This is a genomic window from Burkholderia sp. BCC1644 (assembly GCF_902833225.1).
GTDB lineage: Bacteria > Pseudomonadota > Gammaproteobacteria > Burkholderiales > Burkholderiaceae > Burkholderia.
This window is the reverse complement of the sequence record NZ_CADFEI010000004.1, coordinates 79,451-98,295: the sequence shown is the minus strand read 5'-3', so window position 1 is coordinate 98,295 and position 18,845 is coordinate 79,451. Positions and strand designations below refer to the sequence as shown.

Sequence of the window (18,845 nt, the reverse complement as noted above, 5' to 3'; positions counted from 1 at the left end):
GGTCGAACCGCCCGCCCGTCGCACGCGCCCGGCCCACCCGGACGCGCGCGGTACCCACTCGCAGGTGTCGAACAAGAGGAACAACATGAAATTCCGTCATTCCCTGCTGTCGGTGTCGATTGCATCCGCGCTTGCCCTCCTCTCGCAACAGGCCGCCCAGGCTGCCGACGCAACCGATGTGAAGGTCGGCTTCGCCGCGCCGCTCACGGGCGTGAACGCCGGATACGGCAAGGATCTGCAGAACGGCGTGCAGCTCGCGCTCGACGATGCGGCCGCGCAGAAGGTGCAGATCGCCGGCAAGCCCGCGCACTTCAACCTCGTCGTGCAGGACGACCAGGCCGATCCTCGCATCGGCGTGCAGGCCGCGCAGGCGCTCGTTGACCAGAACGTGTCGGTCGTGGTCGGCCATTTCAACTCGGGGACGACGATTCCGGCCTCGGTCGTCTACGACAAGTCCGGCATCCCGGTGATCGATCCCGCGGCGACCAACCCGACGCTCACCTCACGCGGGCTCGCGAACATGTTCATGGTGATCGCGACCGATGGCCAGAACGCCGGCAACGCGGGCAAGTACGCGGTCGACGTGACGAAGGCGAAGCGCATCGCGATCATCGACGACCGCACCGCGTTCGGCCAGGGCGAGGCCGACGAGTTCGAGAAGGCCGTGAAGGCCGCCGGCGGGAACATCATCGGCCGCGAGTTCACCAGCAACCAGGCGGTCGACTTCCGTGCGCAGATCACGAGCCTGAAGGGCAAGAACCCCGACCTGATCTTCTTCGGCGGCCTCGATTCGCTCGCCGCGAACTTCATCAAGCAGATGCGCCAGCTCGGGCTGAACGCGCAGTTCGTCGGCGGCGGCGGCGTGAAGGACAACGAGTTCATCAAGATCGCGGGCCCGGCCGCCGAAGGCGCGATGGCGTGGGAGTACGGCCGGCCGCTCGACGAGCTGCCGCAGGGGAAGGATTTCGAACAGCGCTTCAAGAAGCGCTTCGGCGTCGACGTGCTGTCGTATGCGCAGTTCGGCTATGACGCGGCGTGGGCCGCGATCAAGGCAATGCAGGCGGCCGGCTCGACCGACCCGAAGGTCTATCGCCCGGCGCTGAAGAAGATCGACTTCGAAGGCGTCACCGGCCGCATCTCGTTCGCGAACGACGGTTCGCTGAAGAGCGGGATGTCGACGCTGTACCAGGTGAAGAGCGGCGCGTGGAAGACGATCACGACGAAGGGAGGCTGATCGGCGGGCTCGGCGGCCGGCGGCGGATGCGCCGCCTGGCCGTGCAGATCGATGCAGTCACATCGATCTTGTATGACGACTGATGTTAAAGCGATTCGACGCGGCCCCCGCGGTCAGCTGGCCTCGGCTTCGGCCGCTTCGTGCGCGCGACGCAGCCGCTCGCGGCTGTTCGTGAGGTGCGTGCGCATCGCGGCGCGCGCGGCTTCCGGGTCGTGGCGCGCGATCGCCTCGTAGATATCCTCGTGCTCGTGGTTCAGCCGGCCGACGTAGCGCTCGAGGTCGTCGCCGGCGAAGCGCGCCGAATTCACGCGCGTGCGCGGGATGATCGACGTGCCGAGCTGCGTCATGATGTCGACGAAATAGCGGTTGCCGGTCGATTGCGCGATCTGCAGGTGGAACTGGAAGTCGAGCTGCGCGGTGTCGCGCCCGCCGCCCGCCCCCGTCGCGATCGCGTCGAGCGCGCGTCGCAGCGCGGCGAGGTCGGTATCGTTGGCGCGCTGCGCGGCCAGGCTCGCGCACTCGCTCTCGAGGCTGATGCGCAGCTCCAGCACCGCGAGCACGTCGCGCAATGTCGTGATCGTCGCCGGATCGATGCCGAGCGTCTGCCGGCGCGACGGCTCCAGCACGAAGCTGCCGATGCCGTGGCGCGTTTCGACGAGGCCGCTCGCCTGCATCCGCGAGATCGCCTCGCGCACGACCGTGCGGCTTACGCCCTGCGCCGCCATGACTTCGGTTTCGGTCGGCAGCTTGTCGCCGGGACGCAGCGTGCCGTTTTCGATCTGCGCGGTCAGCGCGTCGACGACATCTTGTGCGAGGCTGCGTGCGCGACGGCGCGGCGCTGCGGGAAGCGTAGGCACGGACATGAGGCCGGTTCCTTTTTGAATGATCGTAATGTGAGCCGAGGGTTTACGCGGGGTTTGAGCGAAAGCCGATGATTCATTATACTGCGTCACAAGTCATCCGACGACTGATGATCGGTGCACGGATCTCCTGTTGACTCAAACCGGCATTCCAGCGCCGCCTGGTCCCATGCTTGACGATCAGCCAGCGTTCGCGTTCTGCGCTCTGCCGGTCTCGTTGTCGCTCCCGCCCTGTTCCGGGTTGCTGTCGACATGCGGGCCTTGCGCGCCGCGCACGTCGGTTGTCGAATGATCGCACCTCCCGCCGCGCGCGGCAAAGCTTTTGCCGCACGGCATTGCCCACTCTTTTGCCATCGCCGCCCATGAACGCCGTCACAGCCTCGCCTTCCCACGACACGCCGCGCATCGTCGACCTGCAAGCGATTCCCGTCGCCGGCCACGACAGCATGTTGCTCAACCTGAGCGGCGCGCACGGTCCGTTCTTCACCCGCAACCTCGTGATCCTGAAGGACAGCGCGGGCCGAACCGGCGTCGGTGAAGTGCCGGGTGGCGAAAGCATCCGCCGCACGCTCGACGATGCGCGCGCGCTCGTCGTCGGCCAGCCGGTCGGCAACTACCACGCGGTGCTCAACGAAGTGCGGCGCACCTTCGCCGATCGCGATTCAAGCGGCCGCGGGCTGCAGACCTTCGACCTGCGCACGACGATCCATGCGGTCACCGCACTCGAAGCCGCGCTGCTCGACCTGCTCGGCCAGCATCTCGGCGTGCCGGTCGCCGCCCTGCTCGGCGAAGGCCAGCAGCGCGACCGCGTCGAAATGCTCGGCTACCTGTTCTATATCGGCGACCGCACGAAAACCACGCTCGCCTATCGCGACGGCAGCGGCGCGACCGACGACTGGACGCGCGTGCGCGACGAAGCCGCACTGACGCCCGAGGCCGTCGTGCGGCTCGCCGAGGCCGCGCATGCGCGTTACGGCTTCAACGACTTCAAGCTGAAGGGCGGTGTGTTCGAAGGCGCACGCGAGATCGAGGCCGTGACGGCGCTCGCCGAACGCTTCCCCGACGCGCGCGTGACGCTCGACCCGAACGGCGCATGGTCGCTCGACGAAGCCGTGCGGCTGTGCCGCGATCAGCATCACGTGCTCGCGTATGCGGAGGATCCGTGCGGCGCGGAGAACGGCTACTCGGGCCGCGAGGTGATGGCCGAATTCCGCCGCGCGACGGGGCTGCCGACGGCGACCAACATGATCGCGACCGACTGGCGGCAGATGGGCCACGCGGTGCAGCTGCAGGCCGTCGACATCCCGCTCGCCGACCCGCACTTCTGGACAATGCAGGGTTCGGTGCGCGTCGCGCAGATGTGCCGCGACTGGGGTCTTACGTGGGGTTCGCATTCGAACAACCACTTCGACGTGTCGCTCGCGATGTTCACGCATGTCGCGGCCGCCGCGCCCGGTCAGGTCACCGCGATCGACACGCACTGGATCTGGCAGGACGGCGAACGGCTGACGCGCGAGCCGCTGAAGATCGAGAACGGGCTGGTGGAAGTGCCGAAGCGGCCGGGTCTCGGCGTCGACATCGACATGGATGCCGTCGCGGTCGCGCACGAGCTGTACAAGCAGCACGGCCTCGGCGCCCGCGACGATGCGGCGGCCATGCAGTATCTGATTCCGGGGTGGACGTTCAACAACAAACGCCCCTGCCTCGTGCGCTGAGCAAGGGACGAACCGGGCGGCTGGGTCGCCCGGTCGAGCCGCAATCGGGAGAAGCGACACGGCCCGCACCCGGCTTGCGGGTATCTGGCGGAAGATGCTGCGCGGGTCGAACGGGATGCGGATCGGGGTGGTGATGGCGGGCCTGGCCGGCCGCATCTACGCGGCCGCACGTACCCGGCCATCCCTGGCCGCAGCACCCACCCGGCCAGACCTAGCAAGCCGCACCTACCCGGCCAGCCCAATCCCCCGCGCCATCCCCGACGCGGCGAACACGATGACGATCACCAGCAGGGCCTGCCAATGGCCGATCCGCACATAGGTGCGCGCCCGGCCGAGATCGGGCATCTGCTGCCGCCGCGCGGCCGCACGCCAGCGGATCAACCCCAGCATCGGCACGACCTCGAGCAGCAGGATCAGCACGAGCGCGGTCATCTTCAGGTGAAAGAGCGGCTCGTGCAGGTAGTACGCGGCGCCCTTCTCGAAACCGCCGAACGCGCGCGTGAGGCCCGTGACGATCAGCACCAGCGCCGACAGCCCCCACGCGGCATCCGCCTTGAATACGCCGGGCAGGTCGGCCGCCTGCGCGGAAGCGATGAGCCGGCGCAATGCGCGGTTACGCCCCGCGATCGCGGCAAACGCGACGCCGAATGCACTCAGGTGAATGGCGGCCAGCAACCAGCGGACGATCATCGTGCCTCCTTGTCGCCCGCGCCCGGTGCGCGGGCCTGTCAGACGATCTGCTTGAGTGCCGCGTCGAGCGCGAGCACCGCGACGCGGTCGCCCTCGGTCGCGAGCGGCGCGCGCATCACGATCTGCCGGTTATGGCCGACAGCCGCCGGCGAATCCCACAGCAGTTCGACCTTCGGCCGATTGAACAGGCTGCCGCGACGCGGCGGCACGACGGCCGGCTGCGCGTCCGCCGCGCCCTGCCCGCTCGACGCGGCAGCCTTGCGGCCGGGCCAGCGCACCGACAGTTCACGTGCGTCGTACTGGCCGACCTTGCGGCTTTCCATCCAGACGATCGCGGTGCGCGTCATCACGTCGAGTGAAATCGCATACCGGCCGACCGCGAAGCGGCGGGCAGCCACGTTGGTACGCCACAGCGGGCGCGGACGGCAGATCCAGACGATTGCCGCGTAGAGCGCCGGCGCGGCGACGAGCCAGCCGTTGGTCGCCGTCACCGCATGTAGCGCGTGACGCCAGCCGGCTACCCACGCGTACATGCCGATCGACCAGACCGCGAACAGGAAACCGATCAGCGCGAACACGCGCAGCGCCTGACGCAGCCACTGCGGCAGCGGATGGAACGGCCGCTCGGCGCGCGCGACGGCGCCCGGCAGCGCGAGCAGCAGGAAGATCAGCACGAGGTAGACGAACGCCCATGGCGACGACACCATCGCGGACAGCGACGAGCGATAGCCCATCTGGGACATCGAGAACAGCCAGCGCGCGAGCAGCACGAGACCGATCGCGCGCAACGCGAAGATCACACCGGCGCCGGGGGCCGGCGCTGCGCGCGTGGTTTTCGTTCTCGCCAAGACTGCTCTCCTCTTGATATTCATACAGGGCCGGATTTCACGGCACGGCCATTATAGGGACATTACCGTCTGGACAGACGGCCGGATGGCGTGCCGGGCCGCTTCGGAGGCCGTTCGCGGCGCCGGGCGCGGCGAGAATACAACACATCCGCGCCGCGGATGTGACAACGCCCCGCCGGAAAACCCGGACGGGGCGTCGATGAAGGCCGCGCGCCGCAGCGCGGCAGCGGCCCGCAATCAGCTTGCGTTGACTTCGCGGAGCACCGTGCGGCGCTTCTGGCGCAGCAGTTCCTCGTAGCCCTTCACGTAGTTCTGCGCCATCACCTTCGACGAGAAACGTGCTTCGAACGCGGCGCGAACCTTCTCGCGCGGCAGCGTATCGAGGCGCTTGAGCGCCGCGACGGCCGACAGTTCGTCTTCGACGACGAAGCCCGACACGCCGTTGTCGATCACTTCCGGCACCGAGCCGCGCTTGAACGCGATCACCGGCGTGCCGCATGCCATCGCCTCGATCATCACCAGGCCGAAGGGCTCCGGCCAGTCGATCGGGAACAGCAGCGCATGCGCGTTGCCGAGGAATTCGGCCTTTTCCGACTCGCTGATTTCGCCGATGTACTCGACGTGCGGCAGCGCGAACAGCGGCTTGATCTTCTCTTCGTAGTACGCGCGATCAGCCTTGTCGAGCTTCGCGGCAATCTTGATCGGCAAGCCGGCCTGTTCGGCGATGCGGATCGCCGTGTCGACGCGCTTCTCCGGCGAGATGCGGCCGAGGAACGCCAGGTAGCTCGGCTTCACGTTCGGGATCGGCGTCAGCAGGTTTTCCGGCAGGCCGTGGTACACGGTCGACAGCCAGTTCGCCTGCGGCAGCGGGATGCGCTGGTTGTCGGAGATCGACACGACCGGCACGTCGCTGAAGGCATTGAAGATCGGCTGCAGTTCCGGCAGGTCGAGACGGCCGTGCATCGTCGTCAGATGCGGGACCGGCTGGCGCGAAAACAGCGAGAACGGGTAGTAGTCGATGTGGCAGTGCAGGACATCGAACTCTTCCGCGCGGCGGCGCACCTGCTCGAGGAGCAGCATGTGCGGCGCCATCACGTCGCGGATCGTCGGGTCGAGGCGCAGCGCCTGCGGCCAGCACGCTTCGAGCTTCGCGGAAGTTTGCGAATCGCCGCTCGCGAAGAGCGTGACGTCATGCCCCATCTCGACAAGTGCTTCGGTGAGGTAGGACACCACTCGCTCGGTACCACCGTACAGTTTCGGGGGCACCGCTTCGTGCAACGGAGCGATTTGGGCGATTCGCATGCGTAACTCCTAAAAAATCGGCTAAAAACCAGGTATGGGTCGGCAACCTGCCGGCGGTCCGGGCTGGATGCATTTCGTCCGAAGATCGGACGAATCAGCCTGCCGGGGGCGTCGAACCCGCGCTGCTCAAGGAGCGTCGGCGACGCGACAGGCATAGAACGTTTGAAACGAAGACCCGTTGACAGGGGTTCGTAAAAAACCTGGAATCGAACCCGGAGCCGATTATCTAGGGTTAATCCCGATACGGCGCACAACATTTCAAACACTTTACTTTGTTACAAAGGCGCAACACTTTGCAACCCGCGGACTTGGGTGTCCGTTCTAGAGTGGAAGGCCCTTTTGGCGATCCTTGTCACCCGTGGCTGCCGGCAGCGTGATTCCGGCACATGAGGCAGACGGGATGCCGGATTTTATCTCAAAATCGATCGCGAGCCCTGGCCAAGGCAAGATTCGCGCAGCGCGACGCACGGCCTTGTTTACAATGCCGGATTATTCAGTCCGGGCGAACGCCGGCATGCGATCCAGCCGCAACGCTCAATCACCGAATCACCGCACGCATATTTTGGAATCTCTCACCCCTGCCCAGCGCAACGCCCACAACGCGGAGCTGTCGAGCTACGCGCACCGGCCGATCGCGTTCCTGTTCCGCTACATCCGTCTCCACCCCGTCGCGCACCTCATCGTGTTCTGCAGCGTGCTGGCCGCCGTCGGCTGCGCGCTCGGCTCGCAATACGCGATCAAGCACCTGATCGACGTACTCGCGACCGGACGCCATCACCCGGGCCCGCTGTGGAGCGCGTTCGCGCTGCTCGTCGGGCTGATCGCGGCCGACAACCTGCTGTGGCGCGTCGGCGGCTGGGTCGCCGCACACACGTTCGTCGCGGTGACCGGCGACCTGCGGCGCGACCTGTTCCAGTACCTGATCGGCCATTCGCCGACGTATTACTCGGAGAAGCAGCCGGGCACGCTCGCGAGCCGCATCACGGCCACGTCGAACGCGGTCTACACGTCCGAGAACACGATGGCGTGGAACGTGCTGCCGCCGTGCATCGCGGTGATGGGCGCGATCCTGATGATCATCGTCGTCAATCCGCTGATGGCCGCCGGCCTGCTCGGCTGTTCGGCCGTGCTGTCCGTCATCCTGTTCAAGCTCGCCGGGCGCGGCTCGGCACGCCACCATGCGTTCGCGGCGAAGGCTGCGGCGGTCGACGGCGAGCTCGTCGACGTGATCGGCAACATGGGCCTCGTGCGCGCGTTCGGGATGACGCTGCGCGAACAGAAGCGCTTCGGCGCGACGGTCAAGGCCGAGATGGACGCGCGCCAGCAAAGCCTGCTCTATCTTGAAAAGCTGCGCCTGCTGCACGCGGTGATCACCGCGATGCTGTCGGCCGGCCTGCTCGGCTGGGCGCTGTGGCTGTGGGACCAGGGCCGCGCGACGTCGGGCGACATCGTGCTCGTCAGTTCGCTCGGCTTCACGATCCTGCACGGCACGCGCGACCTCGCGGTCGCGCTCGTCGACGTCACGCAGCACGTCGCACGGTTGTCCGAAGCCGTGAAGACGCTGCTCGAGCCGCACGGGATGCCGGACCGCTCCGACGCGCAGCCGCTGTCGGCCACGGGTGGCCGCGTCGACTTCGAGCGCGTGACGTTCGCGTATCCGCACCGCCGCGCGATCCTCGACCACTTCGACCTCCATATCGAACCGGGCCAGCGCGTCGGCCTGATCGGCAAATCGGGCGCCGGCAAGTCGACCGTGCTCGCGCTGCTCCAGCGCTTCTACGATACGCAGGACGGCGTCGTGAAGGTCGACGGCCAGGACGTGAAGACGATCACGCAGGACAGCCTGCGCCATGCGATCGCACTCGTGCCGCAGGACATCTCGCTGCTGCACCGGACGATCTACGACAACATCGCGTACGGCCGCCCCGAGGCGACCCGCGACGAAGTGCTCGCCGCCGCGCGCGACGCGCGCTGCGCGGAGTTCATCGAGGCGATGCCGGAAGGTTATGACACGATCGTCGGCGATCGCGGCGTCAAGCTGTCCGGCGGTCAGCGCCAGCGCATCGCGATTGCACGCGCGATCCTGAAGGATGCACCGATCCTGCTGCTCGACGAAGCGACGTCGGCGCTCGACAGCGCGTCCGAGGAAGCGATCCAGAGCGCGCTCGACCGCCTGATGGTCGGCCGCACGGTGATCGCGATCGCACACCGCCTGTCGACGCTGCGCAACTTCGACCGGATCATCGTGATGAGCAGCGGCAAGGTGATCGACGACGGCCCGCCCGACGTGCTGCGCAACCGTCCCGGCCTGTACCGCGATCTCCTCGCGAAACAGCACGGCCGCCATCACGCGGACGGCAACACGCCGACCGGCGAGCGCGTGGCCTGACGCGCCCGCGCGCAGCCGACAAAAAAGCCGCAGTGCATCACGCACTGCGGCTTTTTTTATTGCCTCGGCAGCAGCCGGTCAGGCGTGCTGCAGATCGCGCAGGAAGTTGTCACGCCATACCGACACGTTGTTCTCGCGCAGCTGCGCGATCATGTCCGTGTAGCGCGCGCGCCGCTCGGCGAGCGGCATCGTCAGCGCCTGCGACAGCGCATCGGCCATCCCGTCGATGTCGATCGGATTGACGATCAGCGCGCCGGTCAGCTCGCGCGCGGCGCCCGCGAAACGCGACAGCACGAGCACGCCCGGATCGTCCGGATTCTGCGCGGACACATACTCCTTCGCGACGAGGTTCATCCCGTCGCGCAGCGGCGTCACGAAGCCCACGCGCGCGAGCCGGTACAGCGCGGCCAGCACCTGGCGGTCGTACTGGCGGTGAATGTAGAGAATCGGCGCCCAGTCGAGCTCCGCGTAGCGCCCGTTGATGCGCCCCGACTCCGCTTCGAGCTGCAGCCGGATGTCCTGGTACGCGCGCAGGTCCGCGCGCGTCGACGGTGCGATCTGCAGGAACGACACGCGGTTGCGGATCGACGCCTGATGCTCGAGCAGCTTCTCGAATGCACGGAAGCGCTCGACGAGCCCCTTCGAATAGTCGAGCCGGTCGACGCTCATGATCAGCTGCCGCCCGCGCAGCGACGTCGCGAGCGTGCGCACGGCCTTGCCGTGCTCGCCCGCCTGCGCGAGCGACGCAATCTCGTCCGGATACACGCCGATCGGATAGGCAGCTGCGTGCAGCGTCTGGCCGAACGCGCGCACGCGCACCGTGTTGTGCCCGTCGCGCTCGACTTCGCCGCCCGCCTCGAACTCGACGTAGTCGCAGAATGCGCGCAAGTCGGGTTCGGTCTGGAAGCCGAGCAGATCGAACGCGCACAGCGACTCGACGAGCTCGCGGTGCGGCGGTACGTTGACGAGCACCTGCGCGGCCGGAAACGGGATATGCAGGAAGAAGCCGATCCGGTTCTTCACGCCGGCATCACGCAGCGCGCGCGCGAACGGGATCAGGTGATAGTCGTGCACCCAGATCACGTCGTCGTCCTGCAGCAGCGGCACGAGCTGCTGCGCGAGCCACACGTTGACGCGACGGTAGCCGTCGAATTCGTGGCGGTCGTACTGGATCAGGTCCGCGCGGTAATGGAACGCGGGCCACAGCGTCGCGTTCGAGAAACCGCGGTAGTACTGGTCGTAATCGCGACGCGTCAGGCCGACGGTCGCGAACGTCACGGGCCCGCGCTCCTCGATGCGGATCTGCGGCTGCGGCGCGCCGGACGCGACGACCTCGCCGCTCCAGCCGAACCACATGCCGCCCGTCTCCTTCAGCGCGTCGTAGACGCCGATCGCCAGGCCGCCCGCCGCCGGTTCGCCTTCCGAAATCGGTGCGACGCGGTTTGAAACGATGATGAGCCGGCTCATGCGTGCGGCTGCCCCGCGCCGAGCCAGCACGCGATCTGCTCATGCAGCGCGTCGACCGAATCGAGCCGCATGCGGGCCGATGTCTCGCCCGCGCCGACCTTGATCGACAGGCCGCCGCGCGCGTTGACCACCGAAAAGCCCTTCTCGTCGGTCAGGTCGTCGCCCGCGAACAGCGGCACGCGGCCGGCGAACGGCGGTTCGTCGAGGAACGCGGCCAGTGCGCGCCCCTTGTCGACGCCCTTCGGCTTGATCTCGAACACCATCTTGCCGGGCTGCAGCACATACGCATCGGCATAGTCGGCCACGAGACGCTCGGCCGCTTCGCGCGCGACCGCCTCACGCTCGGGCGCATTGCGGAAGTGCAGCGCGACGGCCGCGCCCTTGATTTCGAGCAGCATGCCCGGATATCGGTCGACGACACCCGCCAGCTCGCGTTCGATGCGCAGCAGGCGTTCGTCGTTGAAGCCGATGCGCTGCGTGTCGCCGTTCGCATCGCGGCGCTCCGCGCCGTGCAAGCCGGCGATCGGCAGGCCCGGCATCTTCAGGAACGTGTCGAGGTTGTCGATACCGCGCCCCGACACGATCGCGACAGCGCCGTGCGAGCGGCGGCGCAGTTCGTCGAGCAGCGTCAGCAGCGACGGCGGAACGTGAATGCTGTCGGGAGTCGGCGCGAGTTCGACGAGCGTGCCGTCGAAGTCGAAGAAGAACGCGGTATCGGTCAGGGACAGGGAAGCCGGAACGGATTGCATCGATTCGATAGTCTGAGGGTCGGCCGGCAAACGCAGGCCGCCGCTGCGCGAATGGAATTGTGCGCATCTTACCGCGCCTGCGCACCGAGATGGGCGAAACCGGTGCATCGCCGGCCTCGCGCCGCCGATTGCGTCAACTGCGACATATTGCCCCGCTCGCCCGCCCCGTACGGGTTTCGAAAGGACGCGGGCGCGCGAATTGCGCTACAGTCGCAACCGCCTGCCGCGCGACGCATGGCATCGCGCCGGCGGGCCACCTTTCCGACCGATCGAGCTCAGGGACTGTTTCCATATGGAACGCGCATGCGTTGCCACGAGAACGGCCGCTCGCGAGGCGCGTGACGCTGCGAATACTGACGTATTCGCAAGGAGCGCAACGCGGCGAGCGGCCGTTCTCGTGGCAACCCCAAATTACAAAAAAAACATCCCACGGGAATGCCCGAAATCGCCCGTATGGCGGCGTCGCGCGTCGCTTGTTTGGCTCGGCCAAACGGCGCTCCTTACTCCTTGCCCTACGAGCGATTTCGGGCATTCGCATGTGTGTTCCATATGGAAACAGTCCCTGAGATGTCGCCTGCCCGTCCCGCGCCGCACCGGCGCATCTCCCGCTTCATCCGCACGGCCGCGGCCCTCGCCGCCGCCGTGGCGCTCGCCGCGTGCACGCACGACGAGCCGCGCTGGAACCTGACCAACGTTACCGGCCACCTGCCCGACCTGTCGTTCACGCTGACGGGCGGCGACGGTCGTCCCGTCGACGCCGATGCGTTCCACGGCCGTATCGCACTCGTCTACTTCGGCTATACGCACTGTCCCGATGTCTGCCCCGAAACGATGGCGCGGCTGATGGAAGTGCTCGGCAAGCTCGGCCCGCAGGCCAATGACGTGCGCATCCTGTTCGTGTCGGTCGATCCCGCGCGCGACACGCCGCAGTTGATGCAGTCGTACGTCGCCGCGTTCGACGCCGCGCACGCGCGCGGCCTGACCGGCACCGACGGCCAGATCGAATCGCTCGCGAAACGCTATCGCGTCGCGTACCAGATGGAAAAACGCGATCCGTCCGGCGGCTACGAAGTCACGCACAGCTCGGCCGTCTACATCTTCGACGCAACCGGCCGCGCGCGCCTGCTCGCGACCGATCGCGATTCGCCCGACGCCATCGCCGCCGATGTGCGCCGGATCATCGACACCGCCTCCACGACCTGAATTCCGACATGAACACGAAGACGACTCTCAAGACGTTCGCCCTCCTCGCCGCGCTGTGCGCCGGCGCCCAAGCGTATGCCGCCGGCGCGATCACCGCCCAGGGCGCATGGGTGCGCTGGCTGCCGAACAAGCTGCCCGCCGGCGGCTACGTGACGCTCGTGAACACCAGCGACAAGCCGGTCGATCTCGTCGACGTCGACAGCCCCGACTACGGGATGGCGATGCTGCACCAGACCGTGTCGAACGGCTCGACGCAGAAGATGGAAATGGTCGACAAGCTGACGATCCCCGCACGCGGCAAGGTCGACATCGCGCCGGGCGGCTATCACTTCATGCTCGAGGAGCCGAAGCACGCGATCAAGCCGGGCGACACCGTGCACCTGCGCCTGAAATTCTCCGACGGCGAAACCGTCGATGCGCCGTTTGCCGTGAAGTCGCCGGCCCAGACGAAGTGATCCGCGCGCGATGAACCTCCTGTACTGGCTCGATCCGTGGGAACCGTCGCCGACGGTCGTCATCGCGGTGCTGACGGCTGCCGTACTGTTCGCGCGTGGCGTGAAGAAGGCGAAGGTGACGCCGCTGCGGCAGTTCTCGTTCTGGTTCGGACTGACGGCGCTCTACATCGCGCTGCATACGCGGCTCGACTATTTCTTCGAGCACGAGTTCTTCATGCACCGCGCGCAGCACCTCGTGCTGCACCACCTCGGGCCGTTCTTCATCGCGCTGTCGTATCCGGGCGCGGCGATCCGCGCGGGTATCCCGTTCAGCTGGCGGCAGCGCTTCGTGCGCCCCGCGCTCGCGTGGGCGCCCGTGCGCGCGACGCTCGATGTGGTGTTCCATCCGGTCGTCGCGGTCGTGCTGTTCGTCGGGCTGATCTATTTCTGGCTGCTGTCGCCGATCCACTTCATCGCGATGCTCGACTGGCGTCTCTATCGCGTGATGAACTGGAGCATGGTGATCGACGGGCTGCTGTTCTGGTGGCTCGTCGTCGATCCGCGGCCGGCGCCGCCCGCGCGGCTGTCGCCGGGCCGCCGGATCCTGATCGTCGTCGCGGCGATCCCGCCGCAGATCGCGCTCGGCGCGCTGATCTTCTTCACGCCGCACGAGCTGTATCCGATCTACTCGATCTGCGGCCGCGCATTCACGTGGCTGAGCCCGCTGCGCGATCAGCAGATCGGCGGGCTGCTGCTGTGGATTCCGGGCTCGATGATGAGCGTGATCGGCGCGCTGATCGCGCTGCGGCACTGGCTGCGGCTGTCCGCGCGCGGTCGCCTGATCGGCGAACGCGCGGTGCAGCACGCGGACAAGCCGCCGGTGCCGCACGCCGCGCACTGACCGCGGCGCAGCGCGGCGCGCATCACGCGCGCGCGCTGCTCATCCACACGTGCGGAATGCCGTCCTCGTCATGCACGTCCGAACTCGGCGTAAAGCCGAATGCGCCGTAGAAACGCTGCAAGTGAGCCTGCGCATGCAGGCTCACCGGCGTATCCGGCCACTGCACGCGGATATGCTCGAGCGCGCGCGACAGCAGCCCGTTGCCGAGGCCCGCGCCACGGAACGCGGCGGTCGTCAGCACGCGGCCGATCCGCACGTCGGTGTTCTGCGCATCGGGCAGCAGCACACGCAGATAGCCGGCCAGGCGGCCGGCCGGATCGAACGCGGCCAGGTGCCACGCGGTCTGGTCCGCGTCGTCGATATCGCGATACACGCAGTTCTGCTCGACGACGAACACGGCGCTGCGCGCCTCGAGGATCGAATAGACTTCGCGCGCCGTCAGCGCGTCGAAGGATTTCCAGCGCCAGTCGAGATCGGCGGCGCTCGGGGATGCGGCGGATGCGTTCATGTGCGGTCCTGATTCGGGCGCGCCGGCCGGCGCGCGGCAACCGTCGATTATGCCTCGAAGCGCACACCGCGCGCGACCGCCTGCTCGCGCGCAAAAAAAAGGCCCCGCATGGTGCGGGGCCTGTTCGTCATGCCGTCACGACCGTCATGCCGGCATCTGGCCGAAGCGGCCGCCGTTGAAGTCCTCGATCGCGGTACGGATCTCCGCTTGCGAGTTCATCACGAACGGACCGTAGCCGACGACCGGCTCGTCGATCGGCTCGCCGCTCAGGATCAGCAGCTTCGCGTCGCCGTTCGCTTCGATCTCGACGTCGCTGCCGTCACGACCGAGTTGCACGAACTGCGCTTCACGAGCGACCGTCTCGCCGTTCACCTGCACGGTACCGCTCAGCACGACCACCGCGAGCGTGCGCCCTTCGGCAACCGGGAACCGCGCATGGCCGCCTGCCACGAGCCGCACGTCCCACACGTCGATCGGCGTGTGCGTGCGAGCCGGGCCGCGCCGCCCGTCGAGTTCACCGGCGATGATCCGCGCACGCCCTGCACCGTCCGGCAGCTCGACCACGGGAATGTCCGCGTTCAGCAACGTCTGGTAGCCGGGCGCACCCATCTTGTCGGCGGCGGGCAGGTTCACCCACAGCTGCACCATTTCGAACGGGCCGCCGTGCTTCGTGAACCCTTCCGAGTGGAATTCCTCATGCAGGATCCCGCTCGCGGCCGTCATCCACTGCACGTCGCCCGGACCGATCACGCCGCCCGCGCCGGTCGAGTCGCGGTGCGCGACTTCGCCGTCATAGACGATCGTCACCGTTTCGAACCCGCGGTGCGGATGCTGGCCGACACCGCGCGGCGCCGAGACCGAGCCCGGCTCGAACGAGGTCGGGCCGGCGTAGTCGAGCAGCAGGAACGGGCTCAGGTGCGTGCCGTGAGACTGGTAGCTGAACATCGAACGCACCGGGAAACCGTCACCGACCCAATGGCCGCGCGGCGCACTGTACACACCCTGGATCTTCTTCATTGCCTTCTCCAAATTGCGGCGAAACACGTGTTTCGCATCCATGAGTAGCAATATAGTGGTGGAACGATCGATCCGGTAGACTGCCGAAATCGCACTCAGCGTTCTATTTCATGAACGATAAAGCACGGGATCTGAACGATCTCTACTACTTCGTGCAGGTCGTCGAACACGGCGGCTTCGCGCCGGCCGGGCGTGCGCTGGACATGCCGAAATCGAAGCTGAGCCGTCGCATCGCGCTGCTCGAGGCACGGCTCGGCATGCGGCTGATCCAGCGTTCGACGCGCCGTTTCACGGTCACCGACGTCGGCCAGACGTACTACGCGCATTGCCGTGCGATGCTCGTCGAGGCCGACGCGGCCGACGAAGCGATCGCGCTGCTGCACGAGGAGCCGCGCGGCATCGTGCGCGTCAGTTGTCCGATCGTGCTGCTCGATTCACTGGTCGGTACGATGATTGCCGCGTTCATGGCCGCGTGCCCGCGTGTCGAGATTCATCTGGAAGCGACCAACCGGCGTGTCGACGTGGTCGGCGAAGGGATCGACGTCGCGATCCGCGTGCGCCCGCCGCCGCTCGAAGACAGCGATCTCGCGCTGCGCGTGCTGGCCGAGCGCGGCCAGTGCCTCGTCGCGAGCCCCACGCTGCTGCGCGAGCGCGGTGCGCCGGCCGTTCCCGCCGATCTCGCGCGCCTGCCGAGCCTCGATCACGGCGTGCCGCAATCCACGCACGTGTGGCGGCTGCGCGGGCCCGACGGCGCGCACGCGGAAATCCATCACCAGCCGCGCTTCGTGACGGGCGGCATGCTCGCGCTGCGCGCGGCGGCCGTCGCGGGTGTCGGCGTCGTGCAGTTGCCGACGATGATGGTGCGCGACGAAGTCGCGCGCGGCGAACTGGTCACGGTGCTGCCGGACTGGGCGCCACGACGCGAGATCGTGCACGCGGTGTTCGCGTCGCGCCGGGGGCTGCTGCCCGCGGTGCGCGCGCTGCTCGACTTCCTGGCGGCGCGGTTTGCCGAACTCGAACCCGACTGAGCGCTGCAGACCGCGCGCGCGTACCGTAGACTGCGGTACGCGCCACGCGCATTTTCACAACCCTGATCGCTTTCCCGCCATGTTCACGCTGTCCAACGACCCCAACACCTCCAAGGCCGATCAATACGCGACGCTCGTCGAGCAGGCGCGCGCGCTCGTCGAGTCCGAACGCGACCTGACGGCAAACGCGGCGAATTTCTCGGCGCTCGTCTATCACTCGCTCGATCGTCTCAACTGGGCCGGCTTCTACTTCTTCGACGGGACCGAACTCGTCGTCGGGCCGTTCCAGGGCAAGCCTGCCTGCGTGCGCATCGCGCTCGGCAAAGGCGTGTGCGGCACAGCCGCGCAGACGCGCGAAACGCAGGTCGTGCGCGACGTGCATGAATTCCCCGGCCACATCGCGTGCGACGCGGCCTCGGAATCGGAAATCGTCGTGCCGCTGGTGGCCGGCGACGGCACGCTGATCGGCGTGTGGGACGTCGACAGCCCGGTCGCCGCGCGCTTCGACGACGACGATCGCCAAGGCATGGAAGCGCTGTGCCGCGTGTTCGTCGAGCATGCGTGGCAGAAGGCGCGCGGCTAAGCCTCGCTGCGCCGGTCGCCGCAAACGAAACGGGCCCCTTCACTTGAAGGGGCCCGTTTCATTGCAGCACCGCGCCGCCCTGCGCGGCGCACCGCTGCCGTCAGGCCGCGTGCGTGCCGGAAAGCGCCGCGAACGCCTGCGGCTTCGCGTCCTCGGTCAGCACCTCGAAGCCCGTTTCCGTCACCACGACCATGTGCTCCCATTGCGCGGACAGCGAGTGGTCCTTCGTGACGACCGTCCAGCCATCGGCCAGCACGCGCGTGTCGCGCTTGCCCGCGTTGAGCATCGGCTCGATCGTGAAGATCATCCCCGGCCGCAGCGGCACGCCGGTGCCCGGGCGGCCGTAGTGCAGCACCTGCGGCTCGTCGTGATAAACATCGCCGATGCCGTGCCCGCAATACTCGCGCACCACGCTGAACCCTTCGCGATGCGCAACCTGCTGGATCGCGTAGCCGACGTCGCCCAGCGTCGCGCCCGGACGCACCGCGCGGATGCCCGCGTGCATCGCCTCGTAGGTCGCCGCGACGAGACGCCGCGCGAGCTCGTTCGGCTCGCCGACGAAATACATGCGGCTCGTGTCGCCGAACCAGCCATCCTTGATCACCGCGATGTCGAGATTCACGATGTCGCCGTCGCGCATCGGCCGCGACGTTGGAATGCCGTGGCAGACCACGTGGTTGACCGACGTGCACAGCGTCTTCGGATAGCCGTGGTAGCCGATATTCGCGGGAATCGCGCCGAGTTCGTCGACGATGTATTCGCGGCAGCGCGCGTCCAGTTCGTCGGTGGTCACGCCCGGCTTCACGTGCTCGGTGATCATCGTCAGCACCTGCGACGCGAGCCTGGCGGCTTCGCGCGACTTGGCGATCTCTGCGCCGCCGCGAATCGGGATTTCTCGTTTCGCCATTACGCCACCTGCTCGATATGCGACGCGACCGGTTCCGCCGGCGCCACGTCGCCACCCCGCGCCTCGGCCTCGATCAACATCTTGCAGATGTCGCCGTAGGACAGCGCCGGGTTGAGTTCCGCCAGCATCCCGACGCGCAGCCAGTGTTCGGCCTGCGCGTTGATCGAACGGCTCAGTGCCGTGCTCGTCGAGCGCAGCCGTTCATGCATGTGCTCGGAAATCTTGATGATGCCCATATATCCCCAATTAAACGAAACGTAGCTGTTTCGTATATTACGCTGCGCACGACGGCCGGGCAAGCTGCTCGGCATCCGTCGAACCGTCGGCCCGCCACAACCGATGTCGTTGACATCGAATTCCAGTTTGCTGGAAAATAAATCCATCATGAAAGAATCAACGATCACCCAGGCCGACGACACCGGCATCAACGAGCGCATCGCGCGGCGCGTGCGCGACCTGCGCACCGTTCGAGGCTACACGCTCGATGCGCTGGCCGCGCGTTCCGGCGTCAGCCGTTCGATGATCTCGCTCATCGAACGCGCATCGGCCAGCCCGACGGCCGTCGTGCTCGACAAGCTCGCGGCCGGCCTCGGCGTGTCGCTGGCCGGACTGTTCGGTGGCGACCGGGACGACACGCCCGCGCAGCCGCTGGCCCGACGCGCGCAGCAGGCCGAATGGCGCGATCCGGCGTCCGGTTATGTGCGGCGCAACCTGTCACCGGCCGGGTGGCCGTCGCCGATCCAGCTCGTCGAGGTCGATTTCCCGCCCGGCGCGCGCGTCGCGTACGACAGCGGTGGACGCGAAAGCGCGCTGCATCAGCAGGTGTGGGTCATCAGCGGCCGCGTCGACGTCACGTTCGGCGATGCGCTCCACGAACTTCACGAAGGCGACTGTCTGGCCATGCGGCTCGACCAGCCGCTGATCTTCAGCAATCCGTCACCGCATCCCGCGCGCTATGTCGTCGTGATCTGCGATGCGTCCGCCGCTGCCGGCGTGCGGAGCGCGTAATG

At 67.4% G+C, this 18,845-nt stretch carries 19 protein-coding genes; 9 read left to right on the top strand and 10 right to left on the bottom strand.

From position 1 onward, the window contains the following. The first annotated feature begins 85 nt into the window (after positions 1–85). A complete protein-coding gene (locus HWX87_RS09315; RefSeq protein WP_176046867.1) occupies positions 86–1,234 on the top strand; it encodes a branched-chain amino acid ABC transporter substrate-binding protein in 1,149 nt (382 codons plus the stop codon). Between the two features lie 113 nt (positions 1,235–1,347). On the opposite strand, the gene HWX87_RS09310 is transcribed toward HWX87_RS09315, so the two are convergent. After that, positions 1,348–2,097 (bottom strand): FadR/GntR family transcriptional regulator, encoded by a 750-nt coding sequence (locus HWX87_RS09310; RefSeq protein ID WP_126360463.1) that lies wholly within the window; start codon positions 2,095–2,097, stop codon positions 1,348–1,350. A 359-nt stretch (positions 2,098–2,456) separates the two neighbouring features. Between HWX87_RS09310 and gudD the strand changes: the two genes are divergently transcribed. Further along, positions 2,457–3,809 carry a glucarate dehydratase gene (gudD, locus tag HWX87_RS09305; RefSeq protein WP_176046866.1) on the top strand — a complete coding sequence of 451 codons (1,353 nt, stop codon included), beginning with the start codon at positions 2,457–2,459 and terminating at the stop codon, positions 3,807–3,809. Positions 3,810–4,034: 225 nt separating this feature from the next. Here gudD and HWX87_RS09300 read toward each other — a convergent pair whose 3' ends face one another. The 3 genes from HWX87_RS09300 to HWX87_RS09290 all read right to left on the bottom strand — a co-directional run bounded on the left by HWX87_RS09300 (position 4,035) and on the right by HWX87_RS09290 (position 6,649). Further along, positions 4,035–4,499 carry a DUF2214 family protein gene (locus HWX87_RS09300; protein WP_166957686.1) on the bottom strand — a complete coding sequence of 155 codons (465 nt, stop codon included), beginning with the start codon at positions 4,497–4,499 and terminating at the stop codon, positions 4,035–4,037. Between the two features lie 38 nt (positions 4,500–4,537). After that, positions 4,538–5,347 (bottom strand): hypothetical protein, encoded by an 810-nt coding sequence (locus tag HWX87_RS09295; protein ID WP_176046865.1) that lies wholly within the window; start codon positions 5,345–5,347, stop codon positions 4,538–4,540. Positions 5,348–5,584: 237 nt separating this feature from the next. Further along, a complete protein-coding gene (locus HWX87_RS09290; protein ID WP_027783961.1) occupies positions 5,585–6,649 on the bottom strand; it encodes a glycosyltransferase family 4 protein in 1,065 nt (354 codons plus the stop codon). Positions 6,650–7,211: 562 nt separating this feature from the next. On the opposite strand from HWX87_RS09290, the gene HWX87_RS09285 reads away from it, so the two are divergent. After that, entirely contained in the window at positions 7,212–9,038 is a 1,827-nt protein-coding gene (locus tag HWX87_RS09285) for an ABC transporter ATP-binding protein (protein ID WP_176046864.1), read from the top strand. A 78-nt stretch (positions 9,039–9,116) separates the two neighbouring features. On the opposite strand, the gene otsA is transcribed toward HWX87_RS09285, so the two are convergent. Together otsA and otsB are read right to left on the bottom strand one after the other, a co-directional pair. After that, positions 9,117–10,505: an alpha,alpha-trehalose-phosphate synthase (UDP-forming) gene (gene otsA, locus HWX87_RS09280; protein WP_176046863.1), complete on the bottom strand. Its 1,389-nt coding sequence runs from the start codon at positions 10,503–10,505 to the stop codon at positions 9,117–9,119. Further along, positions 10,502–11,254, bottom strand: coding sequence for a trehalose-phosphatase (gene otsB / locus HWX87_RS09275; protein WP_176046862.1), 753 nt, complete (start codon positions 11,252–11,254; stop codon positions 10,502–10,504). The genes otsA and otsB overlap by 4 nt, the downstream gene beginning before the upstream one ends. A 567-nt stretch (positions 11,255–11,821) precedes the next feature. On the opposite strand from otsB, the gene HWX87_RS09270 reads away from it, so the two are divergent. From HWX87_RS09270 to HWX87_RS09260, 3 genes are read left to right on the top strand one after another with little or no spacing between them, the layout of a single operon-like run. Then, positions 11,822–12,457, top strand: a complete 636-nt coding sequence (locus tag HWX87_RS09270) for an SCO family protein (RefSeq protein WP_176046861.1) — start codon at positions 11,822–11,824, stop codon at positions 12,455–12,457. A gap of 8 nt (positions 12,458–12,465) precedes the next feature. Continuing rightward, a complete protein-coding gene (locus HWX87_RS09265; protein WP_176046860.1) occupies positions 12,466–12,912 on the top strand; it encodes a copper chaperone PCu(A)C in 447 nt (148 codons plus the stop codon). A 10-nt stretch (positions 12,913–12,922) separates the two neighbouring features. Beyond that, entirely contained in the window at positions 12,923–13,792 is an 870-nt protein-coding gene (locus tag HWX87_RS09260) for a cytochrome c oxidase assembly protein (RefSeq protein WP_176046859.1), read from the top strand. A gap of 22 nt (positions 13,793–13,814) precedes the next feature. Here HWX87_RS09260 and HWX87_RS09255 read toward each other — a convergent pair whose 3' ends face one another. Together HWX87_RS09255 and HWX87_RS09250 are read right to left on the bottom strand one after the other, a co-directional pair. Continuing rightward, the gene (locus HWX87_RS09255; RefSeq protein WP_176046858.1) at positions 13,815–14,300 is read right to left on the bottom strand and encodes a GNAT family N-acetyltransferase; all 486 of its coding nucleotides are present in this window, start codon (positions 14,298–14,300) and stop codon (positions 13,815–13,817) included. A 144-nt stretch (positions 14,301–14,444) separates the two neighbouring features. Next, the gene (locus tag HWX87_RS09250; protein WP_176046857.1) at positions 14,445–15,317 is read right to left on the bottom strand and encodes a pirin family protein; all 873 of its coding nucleotides are present in this window, start codon (positions 15,315–15,317) and stop codon (positions 14,445–14,447) included. A 110-nt stretch (positions 15,318–15,427) separates the two neighbouring features. On the opposite strand from HWX87_RS09250, the gene HWX87_RS09245 reads away from it, so the two are divergent. After that, entirely contained in the window at positions 15,428–16,345 is a 918-nt protein-coding gene (locus tag HWX87_RS09245) for a LysR family transcriptional regulator (protein ID WP_176046856.1), read from the top strand. A gap of 79 nt (positions 16,346–16,424) precedes the next feature. Beyond that, on the top strand, positions 16,425–16,928 hold the full coding sequence (locus tag HWX87_RS09240) for a GAF domain-containing protein (RefSeq protein ID WP_176046855.1): 504 nt from the start codon (positions 16,425–16,427) through the stop codon (positions 16,926–16,928). A gap of 100 nt (positions 16,929–17,028) precedes the next feature. On the opposite strand, the gene map is transcribed toward HWX87_RS09240, so the two are convergent. Together map and HWX87_RS09230 are read right to left on the bottom strand one after the other, a co-directional pair. Then, the gene (map, locus tag HWX87_RS09235) at positions 17,029–17,835 is read right to left on the bottom strand and encodes a type I methionyl aminopeptidase (protein ID WP_176046854.1); all 807 of its coding nucleotides are present in this window, start codon (positions 17,833–17,835) and stop codon (positions 17,029–17,031) included. Further along, positions 17,835–18,071, bottom strand: coding sequence for a ParD-like family protein (locus HWX87_RS09230; protein ID WP_176047154.1), 237 nt, complete (start codon positions 18,069–18,071; stop codon positions 17,835–17,837). Before HWX87_RS09230 ends, map begins: the two co-directional genes overlap by 1 nt. Before the next feature lie 148 nt (positions 18,072–18,219). On the opposite strand from HWX87_RS09230, the gene HWX87_RS09225 reads away from it, so the two are divergent. Next, positions 18,220–18,843: a helix-turn-helix domain-containing protein gene (locus tag HWX87_RS09225; protein ID WP_176046853.1), complete on the top strand. Its 624-nt coding sequence runs from the start codon at positions 18,220–18,222 to the stop codon at positions 18,841–18,843. Positions 18,844–18,845: the final 2 nt, after the last annotated feature.

Coding starts and splice junctions, on each gene's coding strand:
- HWX87_RS09250 (WP_176046857.1), bottom strand. CDS start 15,317: ATGAAGAAGATCCAGGGTGTGTACAGTGCGCCGCGCGGCCATTGGGTC.
- gudD (WP_176046866.1), top strand. CDS start 2,457: ATGAACGCCGTCACAGCCTCGCCTTCCCACGACACGCCGCGCATCGTC.
- HWX87_RS09240 (WP_176046855.1), top strand. CDS start 16,425: ATGTTCACGCTGTCCAACGACCCCAACACCTCCAAGGCCGATCAATAC.
- HWX87_RS09255 (WP_176046858.1), bottom strand. CDS start 14,300: ATGAACGCATCCGCCGCATCCCCGAGCGCCGCCGATCTCGACTGGCGC.
- otsA (WP_176046863.1), bottom strand. CDS start 10,505: ATGAGCCGGCTCATCATCGTTTCAAACCGCGTCGCACCGATTTCGGAA.
- HWX87_RS09225 (WP_176046853.1), top strand. CDS start 18,220: ATGAAAGAATCAACGATCACCCAGGCCGACGACACCGGCATCAACGAG.
- HWX87_RS09300 (WP_166957686.1), bottom strand. CDS start 4,499: ATGATCGTCCGCTGGTTGCTGGCCGCCATTCACCTGAGTGCATTCGGC.
- HWX87_RS09265 (WP_176046860.1), top strand. CDS start 12,466: ATGAACACGAAGACGACTCTCAAGACGTTCGCCCTCCTCGCCGCGCTG.
- HWX87_RS09290 (WP_027783961.1), bottom strand. CDS start 6,649: ATGCGAATCGCCCAAATCGCTCCGTTGCACGAAGCGGTGCCCCCGAAA.
- HWX87_RS09245 (WP_176046856.1), top strand. CDS start 15,428: ATGAACGATAAAGCACGGGATCTGAACGATCTCTACTACTTCGTGCAG.
- HWX87_RS09270 (WP_176046861.1), top strand. CDS start 11,822: ATGTCGCCTGCCCGTCCCGCGCCGCACCGGCGCATCTCCCGCTTCATC.
- map (WP_176046854.1), bottom strand. CDS start 17,835: ATGGCGAAACGAGAAATCCCGATTCGCGGCGGCGCAGAGATCGCCAAG.
- HWX87_RS09310 (WP_126360463.1), bottom strand. CDS start 2,097: ATGTCCGTGCCTACGCTTCCCGCAGCGCCGCGCCGTCGCGCACGCAGC.
- otsB (WP_176046862.1), bottom strand. CDS start 11,254: ATGCAATCCGTTCCGGCTTCCCTGTCCCTGACCGATACCGCGTTCTTC.
- HWX87_RS09315 (WP_176046867.1), top strand. CDS start 86: ATGAAATTCCGTCATTCCCTGCTGTCGGTGTCGATTGCATCCGCGCTT.
- HWX87_RS09230 (WP_176047154.1), bottom strand. CDS start 18,071: ATGGGCATCATCAAGATTTCCGAGCACATGCATGAACGGCTGCGCTCG.
- HWX87_RS09260 (WP_176046859.1), top strand. CDS start 12,923: ATGAACCTCCTGTACTGGCTCGATCCGTGGGAACCGTCGCCGACGGTC.